This is a genomic window from Candidatus Nitrosotalea sp. FS (assembly GCF_011319475.1).
Lineage (GTDB): Archaea > Thermoproteota > Nitrososphaeria > Nitrososphaerales > Nitrosopumilaceae > Nitrosotalea.
Window position 1 is genome coordinate 1 of the sequence record NZ_RCMC01000037.1, and the last position, 15,955, is coordinate 15,955.

Consider the following 15,955-nt stretch of genomic DNA (forward strand, 5'->3'; position numbering starts at 1 on the left):
TCAACAGATGGTGAGTAGAATGCTGGATGAGCAGTGCCACTCAATATGATAGTGACTGGGTCACCGCTAATTTGTACCCACTTGAATTTGATATGGTCACCAGTACTTGCGCTTCCATCTAATACAACTCTGCTGTTTGGTGAGACTGTTTGATCTGGACCTGCATTAGCAACTGGTGGTTGTCCAGCTACTGGGAGGTTATTGACCTTGACAGTGACAGAGCATGATGGGATGTCAACCATGTTATCAGATACATCTAGTGTGAATTGAAGTGTACCACTTGAGCCAGTTGGAGTTGGTGCTACAAATGTTGGGCTCATATCAGTGCTGGAAGATAGTTTTACTGGTTGTCCAGAAATCTGTCTCCAGTAGTAAGAGATAGTATCACCGCTTGGATTTGCAACTGATACTGGCAATCTTACTAGAGAATTGGAATTAACAGAAACATCTTGACATGCTACGGTTGGATCTTGATGAGTGCTCTTAACGGTGACTTTAGTCATGGCAGCTGCCTTTCCTCCATGTCCATCATCAGCAGTAAATACAAACAACATGGTTGCAGTTTTGCCTGGTGCTACTGCAGGTGCGATAAATGATGTACTATCAGTATCAGTTGAGGATAATTGTATACTTGGACCAGAATATTGGCCCNTAGTTTTGCCTGGTGCTACTGCAGGTGCAGTAAATGATGTAGCATCAGTATTAGTTGAGGATAATTGTATACTTGGACCAGAATATTGGCCCCATGCTAATGTCAATGGATCATTGTCTTGATCTGTTGCAACACCCTTGAGAGATACCATAGAACCCTCATCAACAACTTGATCTGGATTTACTGTAACAACCGGAGGATGATTAACGTGTAAGACTACAATATTGAATGTAGTAGTATCCTTTAGTCCATATCCATCGTCTACAGTTAATGATAATTTCAATGACTTTACTTCATTTGCAGGAACTGGAGGAGAAATAAACGATATTACAGGAGCAGCAGAAGTTGGGGAAAATGTTATTGCATCACCAGAAACTTGACCCCATTGGTATGTTAGTTTCTTGCCAACATCAGGAGTTGTTGACTTGAGACCGGAAAGTGTAACCTTTGTGTTTTCGTATACTACGATGCTATTTGCAAGGTTCCCTTGCAGGAAATATTGACTTAGTGTACCTGATCTTGCAACATCAGTTGTATAGAATTTAGCACAGTAAATGTGATCTGTACCTTGGAATTGTTGAATACATTGTTGAAGGAATTGTGCTGCACTGCCACTGTTTGGTGAACTAGTTTGGGCATTTGCAGATATTGTTGGTAATACTGCAGCGAAGATCATTGCAGCTAGTATAGCAACAAAAAATTTGTAATTCAACTTGTCAGTTCTAAATTTTAGATTATTAAAAAACCTTTCTCTTAATTTGTTGTATTATCCAGATCAGTTTTTTGATCTAAAAACACTGTTTGATATGATAATTTCATCAATTTTACACAAATAATTGAAGGCTCATGGGTTATTAGTCCGAACAAACGACAAAACTTGGTTCAATGTTGGTGGAACTCCAATGGAGTTTCCAACATAGAGAGATGCCGCCGCATTTGCAAACTTTAGTCTTTCAAGGGAATCAAGATTTGCAAGATACCCAAGCATATTTGCAGCATCCCAGACATCCCCAGCACCTGTCACAAATTTGGGTTGAACTTGGAAAGATTTGACATATTCCACGTCCTGTCCATTTGACCAGTATGATCCTGTAGAAGTATGAAGATCAATAGGTATCGAATGTATCCTGGATAGTTCAAGTACAAGATTCCTAGTCTCTTTTTCTCCAGAGATTGCTTCCAAGCCTGACTGCGCTAGAAGAAGATTGCATTCATTCTCATTCATACACAAGGAATCAAGATAACTTGCAATTTTCGGTAGCGATTTGTTGAATTCTTTAGCTCTTGTCTGAATATCAGCTGGATCTAAAAAATGAAAAGCCGACGGGGACTTTGAAAATACAAACTGCGATAATTCTGTTCCTTTTTTATTACTTGCCCAGTTTGTTACAATTACTGCATCAGCATTTGCTAACATATCTTGTTCTTGCGTTCCAAGTTTTTCAGGCCCAAAGTCTTCATTATCACCTAAATCAGAAATCATCATGTTCACAATGTTACCAGCATTATTGAATTCAAGCGATGTTGTTCTTCCTGGCTTTCCATCAATTATTGATAGGGCGACTTTGTCAAATGTAGAAAAAGTTTCTTTGATTATCTGAGAGCTAGTCTTGTCTGCAATTGTTATCAATGATACGGGACAGCCAAGTCTTGCCAGAGCATAAGCAACATTTGTTGCATTACCACCTTTTAGATCTGTTTGTGGTATTCCCCGAATACTTCCACCCAATTTACTTTTTTCTAAAATTTGTTTGTAGAGATCATCTAAATTTTGAATCTTGATGATACGATCAAGAAAAAAATCATTTAGAACAACAATTGAATTTAGTTTTAGATTTTCTAACTTTTCTAACATGAAAAGGCTTAGCCCATTGGAGGACCTCTTCCGCCGCCACCTCGGCCGCCGGATGAGGCAATAACATCATCAATTCTTAGTATCATGCATGCAGCTTCAGTTGCCGATTTTATTATCTGCTCTTTTACTGCAACTGGTTCTATGATATCAATGGAGAACATGTCTGCGACTCTGGTGTTTCTTGCATCTATGCCTGTCCATTTCTTTCCTTGGCTATGTTTTGCACGAAGTGTAACCATAGTATTGATTGGATCCATTCCAGCATTCTCAGCAATGGTTAATGGTATGACTTCAAGTGCTTCAGCATATTTTTTAATTGCAAGTTGTTCTCTTCCTTCGAATTTATTTGCCCATTCTTTTAGTTGTGAAGCCAAGAATTCTTCAGGTGCTCCACCTCCAGCCACANTGCATTGATCTATCAACTTCGTCCACAACTCTTTGAGATCCTCCCCTAAGCAACAATGTGATGGCCTTTGGATTCTTACAGCCTTCAATGAAGACCCACTTGTCTGTCTCCACTTTTCTCTGTTCTACGAGTTCTGCTGTACCCAAGTCCTTTGGAACCATATCATCAATATTGCTACTAATTCTGCCTCCAGTTGCTTTGGCAAGTTTTGTCATATCACTTTCTTTTACTCTTCGAACTGAAAGTATGCCTTGTTTAGCTAGATAATGCTGTGCAATGTCATCGATGCCTTTTTGACAGATTAATACATTTGCGCCAATTTGATGAATCTTGTCTACCATAGATTTGAGCATTCTATTTTCTTCTTCAAGGAACATTTGCATTTGAGTAGGGTCGCTGATTCTGATTTCTGCACTCATCTCTGTTTTTTCAATCTCTAAAGCTGAATTCAATAATGCAATCTTTGCTTTTTCTATTTTGGTAGGCATGCCACTGTGGACAACTTCCTTGTCAAGCACTANCAGATAATGCTGTGCAATGTCGTCTATGCCTTTTTGGCAGATTAGCACATTTGCGCCAATTTGATGGATCTTGTCTACCATTGATTTGAGCATTCTATTTTCTTCTTCTAGGAACATTTGCATTTGAGTAGGGTCGCTGATTCTGATTTCTGCACTCANAGCACATTTGCACCAATTTGATGGATCTTGTCTACCATGGATTTGAGCATTCTATTTTCCTCTTCAAGGAACATCTGCATTTGAGTCGGGTCGCTGATTCTGATTTCTGCACTCATCTCTGTTTTTTCAATCTCTAGAGCTGAATTTAGCAATGCAATCTTTGCCTTTTCTATTTTAGTAGGCATGCCACTGTGGACAACTTCCTTGTCAAGCACTATACCTTTGATAAACTGAGTACCTCTAATAGAACCGCCTGCTTTCTTTTCCACTTTGATATTATCAAGATCCACTCTATGTCCTTCTGCTTCCTTTTCTACAACTTGCAATATGGAATCAACTACAAGTTTGGATAACATGTCACTGTCTTCTGAGATAAGTTTTGACTGCATGCTTGTTTTTGCAATTTTTAGTAGGATTTCTTTCTCATTTGGACTTACTTGCTTTGCCATTTCTGTGAGAAGTGAAAGTGCTTTTTCTGCTGCTGCTTGATATCCTTCAATTATTACAGTAGCATGAACATCTTTTTCCAGAAGCTCTTCGGCTTTAGCTAACAGAGCACCGCCAAATACTACAGACGATGTGGTACCATCACCTACTTCATTATCTACAGTTTTTGAAATCTCAACCATCATTTTTGCGGCTGGATGTTGAACATCAATTTCTTTTAGAATAGTAGCACCGTCGTTTGTAATTGTAACATCGCCTAGAGAATCAACAAGCATTTTATCCATGCCTCTTGGGCCAAGACTTGTTCTTACAAGTTCTGCAACCAATTTTGCTGCAGCAATGTTATTCTTTTGTGCATCTCGTCCCTTTTGCTGTAATGCACTTTCCTTTAATACCAACACAGGTCCTTGTGGTGTTTGTTGAATAGACGCCAAAATTAATCCCTTAACTCGTGTAACTAATTGCCCCTTTTAATACCTTATCGGTTCAGGATCTTCAAATATCTTCTATTTTTAACGTCTACAACACCAGTGTACAAGATTCTGATCTCAGGTAACGCAAGAAATGGCAGGAAAAGAGGTATGAGATGAGGACTTTTGAATTTGCATCCAGTCTCAACTAATTTAGAATCTATACTAGAATATTCATCGAGTGTTCTTTCAAAAGATAATGAAGATATCAGGCCAGCAAGTGGTAACGAGAATTTACTTAGGACATTATGGTTTTTAGCTACTATCATACCTCCTTGCATCTTAGTCAAACTATTTGCAACAAAGGCCATGTCCTTTTCATTTGAACCTATAACTATCATGTCATTTTCGTGAAAGCTCTGCGTGCATCCAAATGCCCCTATATCAGCACCAAAATTTCTCAAAAATGCTACAGTTTTTTTTCCAGTCCCATATGTCCTATCAATAGCTGCTACCTTCCACACATCTTTATCATATGATGACATTACGTTGCCATCTTTTACCTGAAGCTCTTCTTGATCCACTTTTGTTATTATTTCAGTATCCAGTCGGATAACCAATGCTTGTGCAGTATTCCCTTTGCTTCGTACAACAAAGTCTTTTTCTTCAAACTTTGCTCCTGTTTTTACAGTTTTTTTCATCCAAGGTGGAATTATGGTCTTCGGAGTGTTTACTACAAGGCTATTGTGAGCTACTACCAATCTCCCGCCTACGAAGACCTTGTTTGGCTTGATCTTTTCTAAATCGTCAAAGACTAGAATATCAGCTAATTTGCCAGGTGCTATTGCACCAAGATCCTTGCCCATTCCGTAATACTCAAAAGAGTTTCGTGATGCAATAGTTATAGCATCTATTGGATCCATGCCCATAGAGACGGATTTTCTTACACAGTGATCAATCATGCCATATTCTGCTATGTCTTTGGGATTAACCCCGTCGGTACAAAACATCAATCTATCAAGATATGTTTTATGAGATAATACGTTAGGCAGGATTTTATCCAAATCTCGTCTTATGGAACCTTCTCTCATCATTACCCACATTCCAAGTCTGAGTCTTTCTAGGACTTGATCATAATCAATCGGTTCGTGACATGAGAAAATTCCAGATGCTATGTAGGCGTTTAGTTTTTTATCACTTGCACCTGCAGTATGACCATTTACAATACCGCCATTTTTTAAAACATTTGATATACTTTGAATGGTACCAGAATCCCTTGTAGTGACTTTGGTCCAAGAAAAAACTTCTCCCAGACCAACTACGTTTTCAATATCTAGTCCCTGGACTTCTTCTTTTTTTGTCAGTGTCCTTGCATGGCTAAATTTTCTATCAACTGGCAGTCCTCCAGGAATTACGTGATAAACCCTAATTGGAAGACTCTGTGTCATTTTAACAAATTCCTTGAATCCCTTGTAGCCACAAACACTTACAACATCAATTGGATCTGCAAACAGAGTAGTAGTTCCTGACAAGAGTGATTTTTTTGCAAGTTCTGATGGAAGAACATATTGGTCTATGTGGATATGTGGATCTACAAATCCTGGTGTGATGTATCTATCCTGTAAATCAATGACACCTGTATTTTCTCCAACTGTGTGAGATGCATCTTTTCCCACATAGGCAATTCTGTCTTTTTTTATCGCCACATGAATTTGAGGTATGACTTCTCTTGAAAATACATTAACCAGCCTGCAATTTTTCAAGACAACATCTGCCTTGCTTTCACCCATAGCTACTGCATTGAGTGATAGAATCATGGAGGCAAGTGAACTGGCCTTCATAGAGGTGATTAATTCATTATACTATTAAAGCGATGTTTAAATTACGGTCAACGTAGCTCATTTTTTATGAACATGCCAAAGGAGATCAATAGGTATTGCCCCAAGTGTAAGAAACATACGTTACACAAGGTCTCCATATACAAGGCAGGAAAGAGAAGAGGTTCTGCTATCGGTGAAAGAAGACACGCTGAGGATAAGAAAGGCTACGGCGGTCAAAAGTTCCCAAAGTTAGCAAAGCCAGCAAAGACCACTAAGAAGATCACTCCTATCATGACATGTCCAGAATGCAAAAAGAAATGGAATGTATCCGGAATAAGACTTAGAAAATTGGAGCTAGTTGCATAATGAAGAGAGCCCATATCTGGATACCAAAACCAGGAAGTAAATTCCAAAAGGTACAGTGTAAAGAATGTGGAGAAGAGAGTGTTGTTTACTCACATGTTTCCTCAATAGTAACATGTAAGGCATGTGGAAATACATTAGCAGAGCCAACTGGTTCCATTGCAAAAACAAATGGAAAAATTTTAGGTAGCGCAGATTAAATCATAATCTTTCTTTGTGTTCAGATTAACAGCAATTCTTTTGTCATCAAGAACAACATAAGATTCCTTTACGGTTTCCATGTTTTTTATCCGTCGAGGATCAACTATAGAGATTCCAGTATAAGCACATTCTTCATTGTTATAATTAACAAAAAATTCTGCTTCCAACCCGAGAGACAAAAGAAAAGTTTTTCGTACCAAAACACTTGTCCAGACATTTTCTTCATTTACCAGATCTACAATTTTTTTGATTATCTCAGAATCAAAAAGAGGCATATCACCTGAAGTCACAAAGATCATTTCTTCAAACTTGGAAAGAGATTCTCCTAGATCAGCAGAATATCCGGCGCCCTTTGTTTCAAGTATGTCAATATCCAGACTAGAAACAAACTCACGCGTTTTTGGTGCGTTATTACTTGTAACACATATTATATTTGAAAATATTTTTGAATTTTGCAAAGCATTTAGAACGTGTTCTATCAGTGGCTTTTTGTATCGTAGGAGTAATTTTTCTTCGGAGGATTTCATCCTAGTACCCTTACCTCCACACATGACCAGCCCTATCATATCGATACAAAAATCAATAATGATGCTAGTCTTACCAATTCATTGCTTGCACCAAATACATCGCCAGAAACTCCTCCAAAACTCTTGTTTGCAACGGCAAGCAATAGAAAAGACAATCCTACGCATGATATTATTACAAATATACCTGTCATTCCTGCCAAAATCACAGTAGGCACTATTGCTAACAGTATAGCTATGGCAAATTTTCGGGGATCTTTCATGGATTGAGTAAAGGGAGAACTCAGTCCTTGCCAGGCGGAAAGACCTCGATTTGCCTGTATTACCATGGACAGTTTAGCCATGAGTTCACTTAGAAGTATTGCCTCAAACAATGCAAAACCTTTCGTCATGGAAATAGCCAATATCATACCTGCTGCATATAGAACAACTGTCATTACTCCTGCAGAGCCAACCGCTGGATCTCTCATTGCTTGGAGTTTTTTTTCTCTTGTCCCCTTTGCCATAATCCCATCTGCAAAATCACACAATGCATCTGTATGATGCATTCCGGTTATCATAGCAAGTGCTCCGGTCAAGATCAGACCAGTGATAAGAGGTTGAAGAAAAAAAGATAACCCGTAACCTGCAGCACCAACAATTATTCCTATAAGAGCTCCTGCAATTGGAAAAAGATACATGTTCTTTGCTACAGTTTCCAGTTCACTATTCTTAGAAGGAATGATTGTTAGAAATGACACTACAGATGATATTCCCTTAAACATTAAACCACCAACCAAGATATGACAATGACAAAATCACAGGAATTGTAAAAAATAAAACAAATAATATCGTAGTCATTTTCATTATAGATATTGCAGATCGGAAATGTTTTTCAGTTATCTCAGAATTTCCATCTCCTAGAACATAATGTTCCATCTTTTCAAATTTTATTCCAAGTGCACCAGCCAGAGTAGCCATCGGATAACCAGCATTTGGGCTTTCAGTCTTTGGACCATCTCTTTTCATGATATGGATTGAATTCTTCCAGTTCTCTCGTAGTATAATGCACGAAAATACCATAACAAGGCTTGTGAGTCTAGAAGGGATAAAGTTGAGTACTTTATCACAATTGGCAGCAAACCAGCCTATGTTTCGAAATATTTCTGTTTTATATCCAATCATAGAGTCAGCTGTGTTCACAGTTCTGTACACAAATGCTCCAGCGAGGCCAAAAATTGAGAAATAGAAAAGCGGGCCTGTTATACCGTCAACAATGTTTTCGCTGATGCTTTCAAGAGTTGCAGAAATTACGTGTTGTTTATCTAAATTTTTGGTGTCTCGTTTTACTATCATAGAAAGTTGTGTCCTTGCACCATCTAAGTCATTTTTTGTTATAGAACTCATGATTTTTGAGGCATGTTTTTCCATACCTTTTATTGCAATAGTAGTCTTTAGTAAAATTCCGACTAGAATTATACTTGCACCTATGAACAGAATTTTGTAGAGTCCATTAAAATCAAAACTTTCTACATACTTCAGAGAAGACGAGAATGAAAGAATCAAAAAAGATACCAGTGATACAGCTAAAACAAGAAGAATAGTGCCGTTAATTTTTTCGGCAATCGAATTGACAGATTTTGCATAAGGCACTGACTTGCCAATCAATTTACCCATCCAAACAGTTGGATGATATCTGTTTTTTGGATCTCCAAAAATAAGATCAAGTACAAGTGCAAATACAACTGCAATTATTGGTATCAGAATCAGTTTAACATACCTCGTATTTTTTTCATATCAAGATTTTTTTTCACAATTAGAGCCAAGCGATCTATTTCTTTGTCTAGTGTTACAAGAATTTTTTTGTCCATGATACTTGTTTTGGATTTGCATGCAGAGAATCCTCATCTGGTATGTCAAACTCAATTAAAGGAATTGTTCCAATTACTGGTTTCAGGGTTTTTTTTCTCAATATAGAATAGCTTGGATATAGTATGGCCACATCTCCTCTAAACTTGTTTATAACAAACCCTTTGACAAGTTTTTGATATTTTTTATCAAGAAGTGATAATGTTCCCACAATACTTGCAAAGCTTCCGCCCTTATCTATGTCAGTTATCAAGATCACAGGCGATTTACAATACTCTGCCATTCTCATATTTGCAATGTCATACCGTTGCAGGTTTATTTCTGATGGAGACCCAGCGCCCTCTAGTATCACAATGTCGTTTGTTTTCAGTAATTTGTCAAGTGCATTCTTTGATTCCTCAAGTCCTTTTGAGAGAGCAAATTTTTTGTAATAATCCCTAGCATGCATTTTACCATAGAATACACCATTTACAAAAATTTCACTTTTATAATTTCCAAGAGGTTTTAATAAAATTGGATTCATTATAGGCATTATCTTAGTTCTTGCCGCAATTGCTTGAATGGCCTGAGCCCTTGAGATCTCAAATTCTTTGCCAACATAGGAATAAGATGACATGTTTTGTGACTTGAATGGTGCTACTTTGTATCCTGCATCAGAGAAAATCCTGCATAGAGCTGTAACTAGAGTTGTTTTTCCAGCACCTGAAGAAGTACCCTGTATCATCAAAGTTTTTGCAGTCATGGTTTTCGTAATGCCTCAACTAGTTTTAGATTTTCTTTGTGGGTTCTAACTGCAATTCTTATGTAGTTGTCATTTAATCCTCGAAATGTACTACAATCACGTATGAGAATATTGCTGTGTAGCAACCTATTTTGAATTTGACGGGATTTTATTTTTGATTTTATTAAAATAAAATTTGTATCAGAATTGTAACAAGTAAATCCTTTTATTTTTGATATAGAATTTGTAAGAAATTTTGACTCTTTTTTTATTACGTTTAATGTCTTTGATAAATGAGATTTGTCAGATAATGCACTAATAGACGATTGTTGTGCAATTCCACTAACATTCCATGGAATCTTTATCTTTTGCAGAATTTCAATCATTCTTTTATTGCCAAGTCCATATCCAATCCTCAATCCTGCTAACCCAAATGACTTTGTCAAAGATCGGAGGATGAATAGGTTATCAAATTCTTTGAGATATGAGACAACGCTTTCGTTACCGCTAGGAACCAATTCAATGAAACATTCATCAAGAAATACCATTGCAGATTTTTTATGTGCTGATTCAAGAATCTTTAACATGTTTTTTTTCTTTATGAGAACTCCTGTGGGATTGTTCGGGTTACATAGAAAGACGCAGTTTTTCATTGAAATTGCATCTTGAAATTCTGACAAGTTTTGGTTCAGATTCATTGTCTTGAAAAAATAGACCATTGCCCCGTTTAATTTTGCAGCAGATTCATATTCACTAAATGTAGGAATTGGAATCAGCACTTTTTGTTTTCTTAGAAATGCAGCACAATAATTGTAGATGATTTCTGTTGCCCCATTTCCAACTATAATCTGATTTTTTTGAATTCCAGTATATTTTTGAAGATGAGTTCTTAATTCATTTGAATTAGGATCTGGATAGATTGAAACATGTGAAATATTTTTGAAAACATTTCTTACTTTGGATGGAAATCCAAGAGGATTGACATTTGAGCTAAAATCTAACAGTTTCAAGTTATGTTCAAGTCCGTTTGAAAATATACCTCCGTGAGCGGCCACTTTGTGATTGGTTATGGTCTTTTCTACTCTAAGCCGCATATTTTTCAAATAACCATAACGGTATTTAGTTGTGTTTTGCTTGCGCTTCTAAAAGAATATTAATTGTATAAGGAACTATTTTCGTTATGAAACGTGTAGCCATCATTGGAGTTACTGGCGCAGTAGGCCAGGAATTTGTTCTAGCATTGAACAAGCATCCATGGTTTGAGGTAAAACAGATAGCTGCATCCGAACGATCAGCCAAGAAAAAGTTTGTAGAGGCTATAAGAGATCCAAACAGTGGCATTTTGAAATGGCATTTGCGAGAACCCATTCCAGAATACGTAAAAAACATGGTAATTGATGCTGTAGACGATATTAATCCAGAAAATTTTGATTTAATTTTTAGTTCAGTAGAAAGTGAAGCTGCAAGAGACATTGAAACAAAATTTGCAAAACATGTTCCAGTTATCAGTACCTCTGCAGCATACAGATACGAAGCAGATGTTCCAATTCTGATTCCAGGAATAAATGATGACCATATTGGGTTACTAGACATTCAGAGAAAGAACAGAGGCTGGAAGGGATTGTAGCACCATTACCAAACTGTACTACAACAGGGCTTGCAATAACTATGAAGCCACTCTTAGACAAGTTTGGGGCTCAGAAAATAATCATGACATCCATGCAAGCAATGTCAGGTGCAGGCAGATCACCTGGTGTTTCTGCACTAGATATAACAGACAACATAATTCCATTCATACCAAAAGAAGAGGACAAGGTAAGACTAGAAACAGGAAAGATACTTGGCAAGTTCACAGATGGAAAAATTGATCCAGCAAAGATGAAAGTTAGTTGCACATGTACAAGAGTTCCAGTACTAGACGGTCACACTGAAACCGTATTTGTTGAAACTGCCACTCATGTTGACCCAGACAGTGTAAAAAAAGCCATGCAAGATTTCTCAAACAGTGTAAGTGTTACTGGATTACCCTCTGCTCCAAAAGAATACCTCATGGTTAATGAGGATCCTACAAGACCACAACCAAGACTAGACAGAGAGATCAATGAAGGAATGACTACAGTAGTTGGAAGATTAAGAGAAGATACAGTATTTGATAACGGTATCAAGTATGTGCTTTTCTCACACAATGAGAAAATGGGTTCTGCAAAAGGCGCCGTATTGTTAGCAGAGATGCTATACAAAAAAGGCTACATTTAGTAAATTATAAAATTATAGAAATTTTATACTAACAACTTTAATAAGATCCATTTATTCACAATAATCTGTGTTTTGATGACAAAAGTTGATGATTTAGATATGATAATTTTATCAGAATTATCACAGGATGCAAACATATCAGTTCCTAGAATTTCAAAGAAGATCAACGTAAATTCGTCTGTAGTATACAGCCGAATCAAGAGACTAATTAAGAGAAAACTCATCGAGCGTTTTACAATAGTAGTAAATGATAGGGAATTAGGCTACACAGTAAAGGCACTCACTGGGATAAACATGGATTCTAAGATGAGAGACAATGTTATTGAAGAATTGATGAAGATTCCAGAGGTAAGAGAGATCTCAGAGGTAACTGGAAGATTTGACATCATTGTAACCATGTATGCCAAAAACCTAGATGAAATGCACCGATTGATATCCGAGAGACTTGGAAGAATTCAAGGAGTTCAGCGTTCTGAGAGTTTCATCGAAATGAAAAGGACAACAAAGCCGATGCCTTACAAGCCAGCCAAATAGTTGTTTTGGTCTTTTCAACCTATAAATAAGTAATAAGATCCAAATGGAGTAAGAGTGTGCTAACAACAAAAGCCAGTTCAAGAATTAAGGTATACTATGAAGTTACCAAGCCAAAGATATGGTATCTCCTTGTTTTTACTGCAATAGGAGCAGCCTTGACTGCATCGAATTTGTATCATATCCCAGTATCTCCGTTAACATGGTGTCTTGTCATAGGCGGCGTAATAGCTGGTTCTGCTTCTGCAAATACGCTGACAAACTATAACGACAGAGACATTGATGCAATAATGGAGAGAACAAAGGATAGACCTATTCCAAGTAGGAGGATTTTTCCTGCAGAAAAGGCATTATACTTTGGATTAATTCTGGGAGCAATATCTCTAGTAAGCGCTTTTGCCATAAACATGTGGGCAGGCATCTTCATGGCCTTTGGACTTGCTGATAACATTCTAGTTTATAGTAAATTTTTGAAGAGAAGAAGTAGGACAAATATCGTTTTAGGAGGATTCTCAGGAGGAGCACCTGCAATGATTGGTTATGTTGCAGTGACAAGTACCGGTCTATGGGACTTGGGATTGGTAATGGCAGGACTTGTCTTTGTTTGGATTCCAATGCACATATGGAGTCTTACACTTCATGTCAAGGACGATTATAACAAAGTAAATGTTCCAATGTTGACAGCAGTTGAATCAGAAAAGACATCAGTTAGAGTCATTGCCGGAACCACTCTGATGATGGTTCTTTTCAGCGTTCTTCCCTTTTTCATGACAGGCATGTCTGGAAAACATTTGTTTCATGAAGTGTATCTGTATACAGCTATAGTTTCAGGTGCAATAATGATTGCACTAAGTGTCTGGCTACTTGTCAAGCCATCCGAGAAGGCATCATGGACGCTATTCAAGTTTTCAAGTCCATATCTTGCAATATTGTTTATTGCGCTGATGATAGATTCTGCACTTTAAGTTTTATTTTAGATATTTTTTCAGAGACAAATTTTCTGCGCCTGGAATCTTGGCAATTTCAAACCCTTCTGCCCTTTTTGAGAAAGATTTTGTTGCATCTACTCCCATCTTTGCAGTAAGAAGATTTTTTTGATCACTGGAAGGATCAAGACTAGAACCTCTTACTTTTGATACTATTACCAAGTCCTTGTCGGCTTGAAATCTAGTGGCCATGGCATATTCTACCGCAACAGGATCTGATGGATCAATATCATCATCCACCACTACCACATTTTTAAGAGAACGATGAGCAGAAAAGGCAGCCTCGATTGCTTTTTTTGGATCTGACTCTTGTTTTTTGGAGATCTGAACCACTGCATGTAACCACTTACAACCGCCCTCAGTGAGTACGACATTTTTGGTTTGGGGCAAGGCCTGTTTTAGTTCCTTGTTTATCTTTGCCTCAATCGGCATTCCCATTAGTAACTGGTGTTCACCAAAACCAGCTAGTATATCATGAAAGATGGGGTTATTTCTAAAGTATATTCTATCAAGCTCAAAAACAGGCTGGGCTCTTTTGAAATCATATGTGCGAAGCATTTCTACCATCCATTCTTTGTGTGTCTTGTCCTTGAGAATTCTTCCCTCGATAATTATTTCCGATTCTGATGGTACAAGCATTTTAGAATAAGGAGATTTGGAAAGTGTGAGTTTTTTTCCTAACAATTCATTTGCAATTTCAAGCTCATCTTTTCCCCAATCAGCTTGATATGCACCTGCAATGGAAACAGCAGGATGAACACCTACTGAAATAGCAACTTTGAGATCTTCACCGTGTTCTTTCGCATAAACAAAAGTCCTGTGAAGATGTCTTCCCTCCACCATCCTAATTGAGAAGTGTTTTTCGTCTATTCGCAGCAACCTGTTAAATGATGAGTTTTGCGTACCCATCTCCTGGTTTTTAGTATATATGATTGAGGACGTGATGAATGGGCCTGGTTCTTTGTCAAAGTGAGTGACCATAGGCAGAGTAAAAAGATCTCGTGACTGATTTTCTAGAAATTTTGCTTTTGTGGTTGTTTTTGGTTTTGATGCATGCTTTATGGCAGAAATTACTTTTTCATGTATTTTGTCTTCGCTTGCACCAACAGCATAAGCGAATCTTTTTCGTGTACCTACCAGATTTGAAACCACTCTAAATTTGCTATCTTTGACATTTTCAAATAAAAGCGCTTTTGAGCCATCCATTTTGGCTGTCACTGCTGCAATCTCAAATTTTGTAGAAACTTTCTTTTTTACTACAGCCAACTCGCCTTTTTTTGCAATAAGATCCAGATAGCCCCGCATATCAGAAGTCATTGTTTTATAATCTCCATTAATTCGTTCATTAGTACTTTCATACTATCAAGATCTAGGTCTTTTTCAATGCTTAATGAAAAAATGCAGATTCCATTTATTGTGGAAGCTACGCGTTCTGATACCATCTTAAGAAAAAGTGTATCTGATTTTGATGGTATAACAGCAGCTGTACTTACACGACCACCTGAACTAATAGAAACAACGAGTGTTCCTATCCTTTCCTTGCCCTCTGAAATGGAAATATAATCTCCATTATCATATGGAACAATCTGTACCAGAAAGTCTCGATGATTCACCGTGACGGTTTTCTTCGTATAACCGACTTGTGATATCAACAGTTTACTTCAGCTTACTAGTGCCTATATTGCTACCGGCGTAACTGCTACTTTCTTTGCAGCCTTTACCGTCTTAGCTTTTGTAGTCTTTGCCTTTGCAGTTTTAGCCCTTTTTGGTGTCTTTACTGCTATTGGCTCTAGCTCTATCTCTTCTACTTCTGCAGCCTTTACAGCGACAGCTTCTAATTGATCAGCTTCGACTCTTGCTCGTAGTTTTGCTTTGTACTTGAGGTTTCGTGGTTTAGTTCTTAGTCTGTATCCACAGCAAGGACACCAAAGACCCTCCCATTTTATGAAAATTTCACAAATTTGGCATCTTTTTTGTCCTGATGCGTAACGACCAGTTCCGACTGGCTTCTGTGCCTTGTATCTTGTGCATATTCCTTTACATGTCATATGTTGTTACCTGTATTCCATATAGTTATAGTAAATATTTAAGGATGGATCTAAAATTTCTATAATTTTAAAGCGTTTTTTATGAAATTATTATTTTAAATTTAGGTTCTCAAGTGGACAGTTTTCAAGAAAAAAATGAAAAACACTATAAATATCTATCGTTCTTTTACATCCAACTCAAAAGATCAACCTTAAATGAGACCTCGC

General features: G+C 37.4%; 15 protein-coding genes and 6 pseudogenes. 5 read left to right on the forward strand and 16 right to left on the reverse strand.

The genetic code is table 11. The annotated features are described in order from the left end of the window. The 8 genes and pseudogenes from DYY66_RS12880 to DYY66_RS01700 form a co-directional block, all read right to left on the reverse strand. Positions 1-503 (reverse strand): annotated as a pseudogene (locus DYY66_RS12880) (hypothetical protein); the annotation flags it as partial. Positions 504-652: 149 nt separating this feature from the next. Beyond that, positions 653-1,328: pseudogene (locus DYY66_RS15685) on the reverse strand (hypothetical protein); the annotation flags it as partial. 168 nt (positions 1,329-1,496) lie between these two features. Continuing rightward, the gene (locus DYY66_RS01680; protein WP_166285657.1) at positions 1,497-2,507 is read right to left on the reverse strand and encodes a carbohydrate kinase family protein; all 1,011 of its coding nucleotides are present in this window, start codon (positions 2,505-2,507) and stop codon (positions 1,497-1,499) included. Between the two features lie 8 nt (positions 2,508-2,515). Next, a partial coding sequence (locus DYY66_RS13745; RefSeq protein WP_304515730.1) for a TCP-1/cpn60 chaperonin family protein occupies positions 2,516-2,912 on the reverse strand: 397 nt, incomplete at its 5' end. Between the two features lies 1 nt (position 2,913). Continuing rightward, a pseudogene (locus DYY66_RS13750) lies at positions 2,914-3,433 on the reverse strand (TCP-1/cpn60 chaperonin family protein); the annotation flags it as partial. 1 nt (position 3,434) lies between these two features. Continuing rightward, a pseudogene (locus tag DYY66_RS15690) lies at positions 3,435-3,557 on the reverse strand (TCP-1/cpn60 chaperonin family protein); the annotation flags it as partial. A gap of 36 nt (positions 3,558-3,593) precedes the next feature. Then, a pseudogene (gene thsB, locus DYY66_RS01695) lies at positions 3,594-4,474 on the reverse strand (thermosome subunit beta); the annotation flags it as partial. Positions 4,475-4,518: 44 nt separating this feature from the next. Next, positions 4,519-6,291 (reverse strand): adenine deaminase, encoded by a 1,773-nt coding sequence (locus DYY66_RS01700; RefSeq protein WP_255495980.1) that lies wholly within the window; start codon positions 6,289-6,291, stop codon positions 4,519-4,521. 66 nt (positions 6,292-6,357) lie between these two features. Between DYY66_RS01700 and DYY66_RS01705 the strand changes: the two genes are divergently transcribed. After that, a complete protein-coding gene (locus DYY66_RS01705) occupies positions 6,358-6,636 on the forward strand; it encodes a 50S ribosomal protein L44e (protein ID WP_148694640.1) in 279 nt (92 codons plus the stop codon). Further along, a complete protein-coding gene (locus DYY66_RS01710) occupies positions 6,636-6,833 on the forward strand; it encodes a 30S ribosomal protein S27e (protein WP_166285659.1) in 198 nt (65 codons plus the stop codon). Before DYY66_RS01705 ends, DYY66_RS01710 begins: the two co-directional genes overlap by 1 nt. On the opposite strand, the gene DYY66_RS01715 is transcribed toward DYY66_RS01710, so the two are convergent. The 5 genes from DYY66_RS01715 to cobD form a co-directional block, all read right to left on the reverse strand. After that, entirely contained in the window at positions 6,816-7,385 is a 570-nt protein-coding gene (locus tag DYY66_RS01715) for an NTP transferase domain-containing protein (RefSeq protein WP_255495981.1), read from the reverse strand. The genes DYY66_RS01710 and DYY66_RS01715 overlap by 18 nt on opposite strands. A gap of 11 nt (positions 7,386-7,396) precedes the next feature. Next, positions 7,397-8,122 (reverse strand): adenosylcobinamide-GDP ribazoletransferase, encoded by a 726-nt coding sequence (cobS, locus tag DYY66_RS01720; RefSeq protein ID WP_166285663.1) that lies wholly within the window; start codon positions 8,120-8,122, stop codon positions 7,397-7,399. Beyond that, on the reverse strand, positions 8,115-9,107 hold the full coding sequence (locus tag DYY66_RS01725) for a cobalamin biosynthesis protein (RefSeq protein ID WP_166285779.1): 993 nt from the start codon (positions 9,105-9,107) through the stop codon (positions 8,115-8,117). Before DYY66_RS01725 ends, cobS begins: the two co-directional genes overlap by 8 nt. A gap of 79 nt (positions 9,108-9,186) precedes the next feature. Next, entirely contained in the window at positions 9,187-9,948 is a 762-nt protein-coding gene (locus tag DYY66_RS01730; protein ID WP_309223953.1) for a cobyric acid synthase, read from the reverse strand. Continuing rightward, entirely contained in the window at positions 9,945-11,021 is a 1,077-nt protein-coding gene (gene cobD / locus DYY66_RS01735; RefSeq protein ID WP_166285665.1) for a threonine-phosphate decarboxylase CobD, read from the reverse strand. Before cobD ends, DYY66_RS01730 begins: the two co-directional genes overlap by 4 nt. Positions 11,022-11,107: 86 nt before the next feature. Here cobD and asd point away from each other — a divergent pair. From asd to DYY66_RS01750, 3 genes and pseudogenes are all read left to right on the forward strand, one after another. Next, positions 11,108-12,183, forward strand: a pseudogene (asd, locus tag DYY66_RS01740) (aspartate-semialdehyde dehydrogenase). 75 nt (positions 12,184-12,258) lie between these two features. After that, the gene (locus DYY66_RS01745; RefSeq protein ID WP_101009270.1) at positions 12,259-12,717 is read left to right on the forward strand and encodes an Lrp/AsnC family transcriptional regulator; all 459 of its coding nucleotides are present in this window, start codon (positions 12,259-12,261) and stop codon (positions 12,715-12,717) included. 56 nt (positions 12,718-12,773) lie between these two features. Next, positions 12,774-13,679, forward strand: a complete 906-nt coding sequence (locus DYY66_RS01750) for a heme o synthase (protein ID WP_166285667.1) — start codon at positions 12,774-12,776, stop codon at positions 13,677-13,679. 3 nt (positions 13,680-13,682) lie between these two features. Here DYY66_RS01750 and DYY66_RS01755 read toward each other — a convergent pair whose 3' ends face one another. Genes DYY66_RS01755 through DYY66_RS01765 form a run of 3 tightly spaced genes read right to left on the reverse strand, consistent with a single transcriptional unit; the run spans position 13,683 to position 15,748 of the window. After that, complete coding sequence (locus tag DYY66_RS01755) at positions 13,683-15,017, reverse strand: UbiD family decarboxylase (protein ID WP_166285669.1); 1,335 nt, start codon at positions 15,015-15,017, stop codon at positions 13,683-13,685. Further along, entirely contained in the window at positions 15,014-15,352 is a 339-nt protein-coding gene (locus DYY66_RS01760; protein ID WP_166285671.1) for a hypothetical protein, read from the reverse strand. Before DYY66_RS01760 ends, DYY66_RS01755 begins: the two co-directional genes overlap by 4 nt. Before the next feature lie 24 nt (positions 15,353-15,376). Continuing rightward, positions 15,377-15,748: a hypothetical protein gene (locus DYY66_RS01765; RefSeq protein WP_255495982.1), complete on the reverse strand. Its 372-nt coding sequence runs from the start codon at positions 15,746-15,748 to the stop codon at positions 15,377-15,379. Between the last annotated feature and the right edge of the window lie 207 nt (positions 15,749-15,955).

Excerpts from the sequence above, each read along its gene's own strand:
- DYY66_RS01680 (WP_166285657.1), bottom strand. The coding sequence starts at position 2,507 with ATGTTAGAAAAGTTAGAAAATCTAAAACTAAATTCAATTGTTGTTCTA.
- DYY66_RS01700 (WP_255495980.1), bottom strand. The coding sequence starts at position 6,291 with ATGAAGGCCAGTTCACTTGCCTCCATGATTCTATCACTCAATGCAGTA.
- DYY66_RS01705 (WP_148694640.1), top strand. The coding sequence starts at position 6,358 with ATGAACATGCCAAAGGAGATCAATAGGTATTGCCCCAAGTGTAAGAAA.
- DYY66_RS01710 (WP_166285659.1), top strand. The coding sequence starts at position 6,636 with ATGAAGAGAGCCCATATCTGGATACCAAAACCAGGAAGTAAATTCCAA.
- DYY66_RS01715 (WP_255495981.1), bottom strand. The coding sequence starts at position 7,385 with ATGTGTGGAGGTAAGGGTACTAGGATGAAATCCTCCGAAGAAAAATTA.
- cobS (WP_166285663.1), bottom strand. The coding sequence starts at position 8,122 with ATGTTTAAGGGAATATCATCTGTAGTGTCATTTCTAACAATCATTCCT.
- DYY66_RS01730 (WP_309223953.1), bottom strand. The coding sequence starts at position 9,948 with ATGACTGCAAAAACTTTGATGATACAGGGTACTTCTTCAGGTGCTGGA.
- cobD (WP_166285665.1), bottom strand. The coding sequence starts at position 11,021 with ATGCGGCTTAGAGTAGAAAAGACCATAACCAATCACAAAGTGGCCGCT.
- DYY66_RS01745 (WP_101009270.1), top strand. The coding sequence starts at position 12,259 with ATGACAAAAGTTGATGATTTAGATATGATAATTTTATCAGAATTATCA.
- DYY66_RS01755 (WP_166285669.1), bottom strand. The coding sequence starts at position 15,017 with ATGACTTCTGATATGCGGGGCTATCTGGATCTTATTGCAAAAAAAGGC.
- DYY66_RS01765 (WP_255495982.1), bottom strand. The coding sequence starts at position 15,748 with ATGACATGTAAAGGAATATGCACAAGATACAAGGCACAGAAGCCAGTC.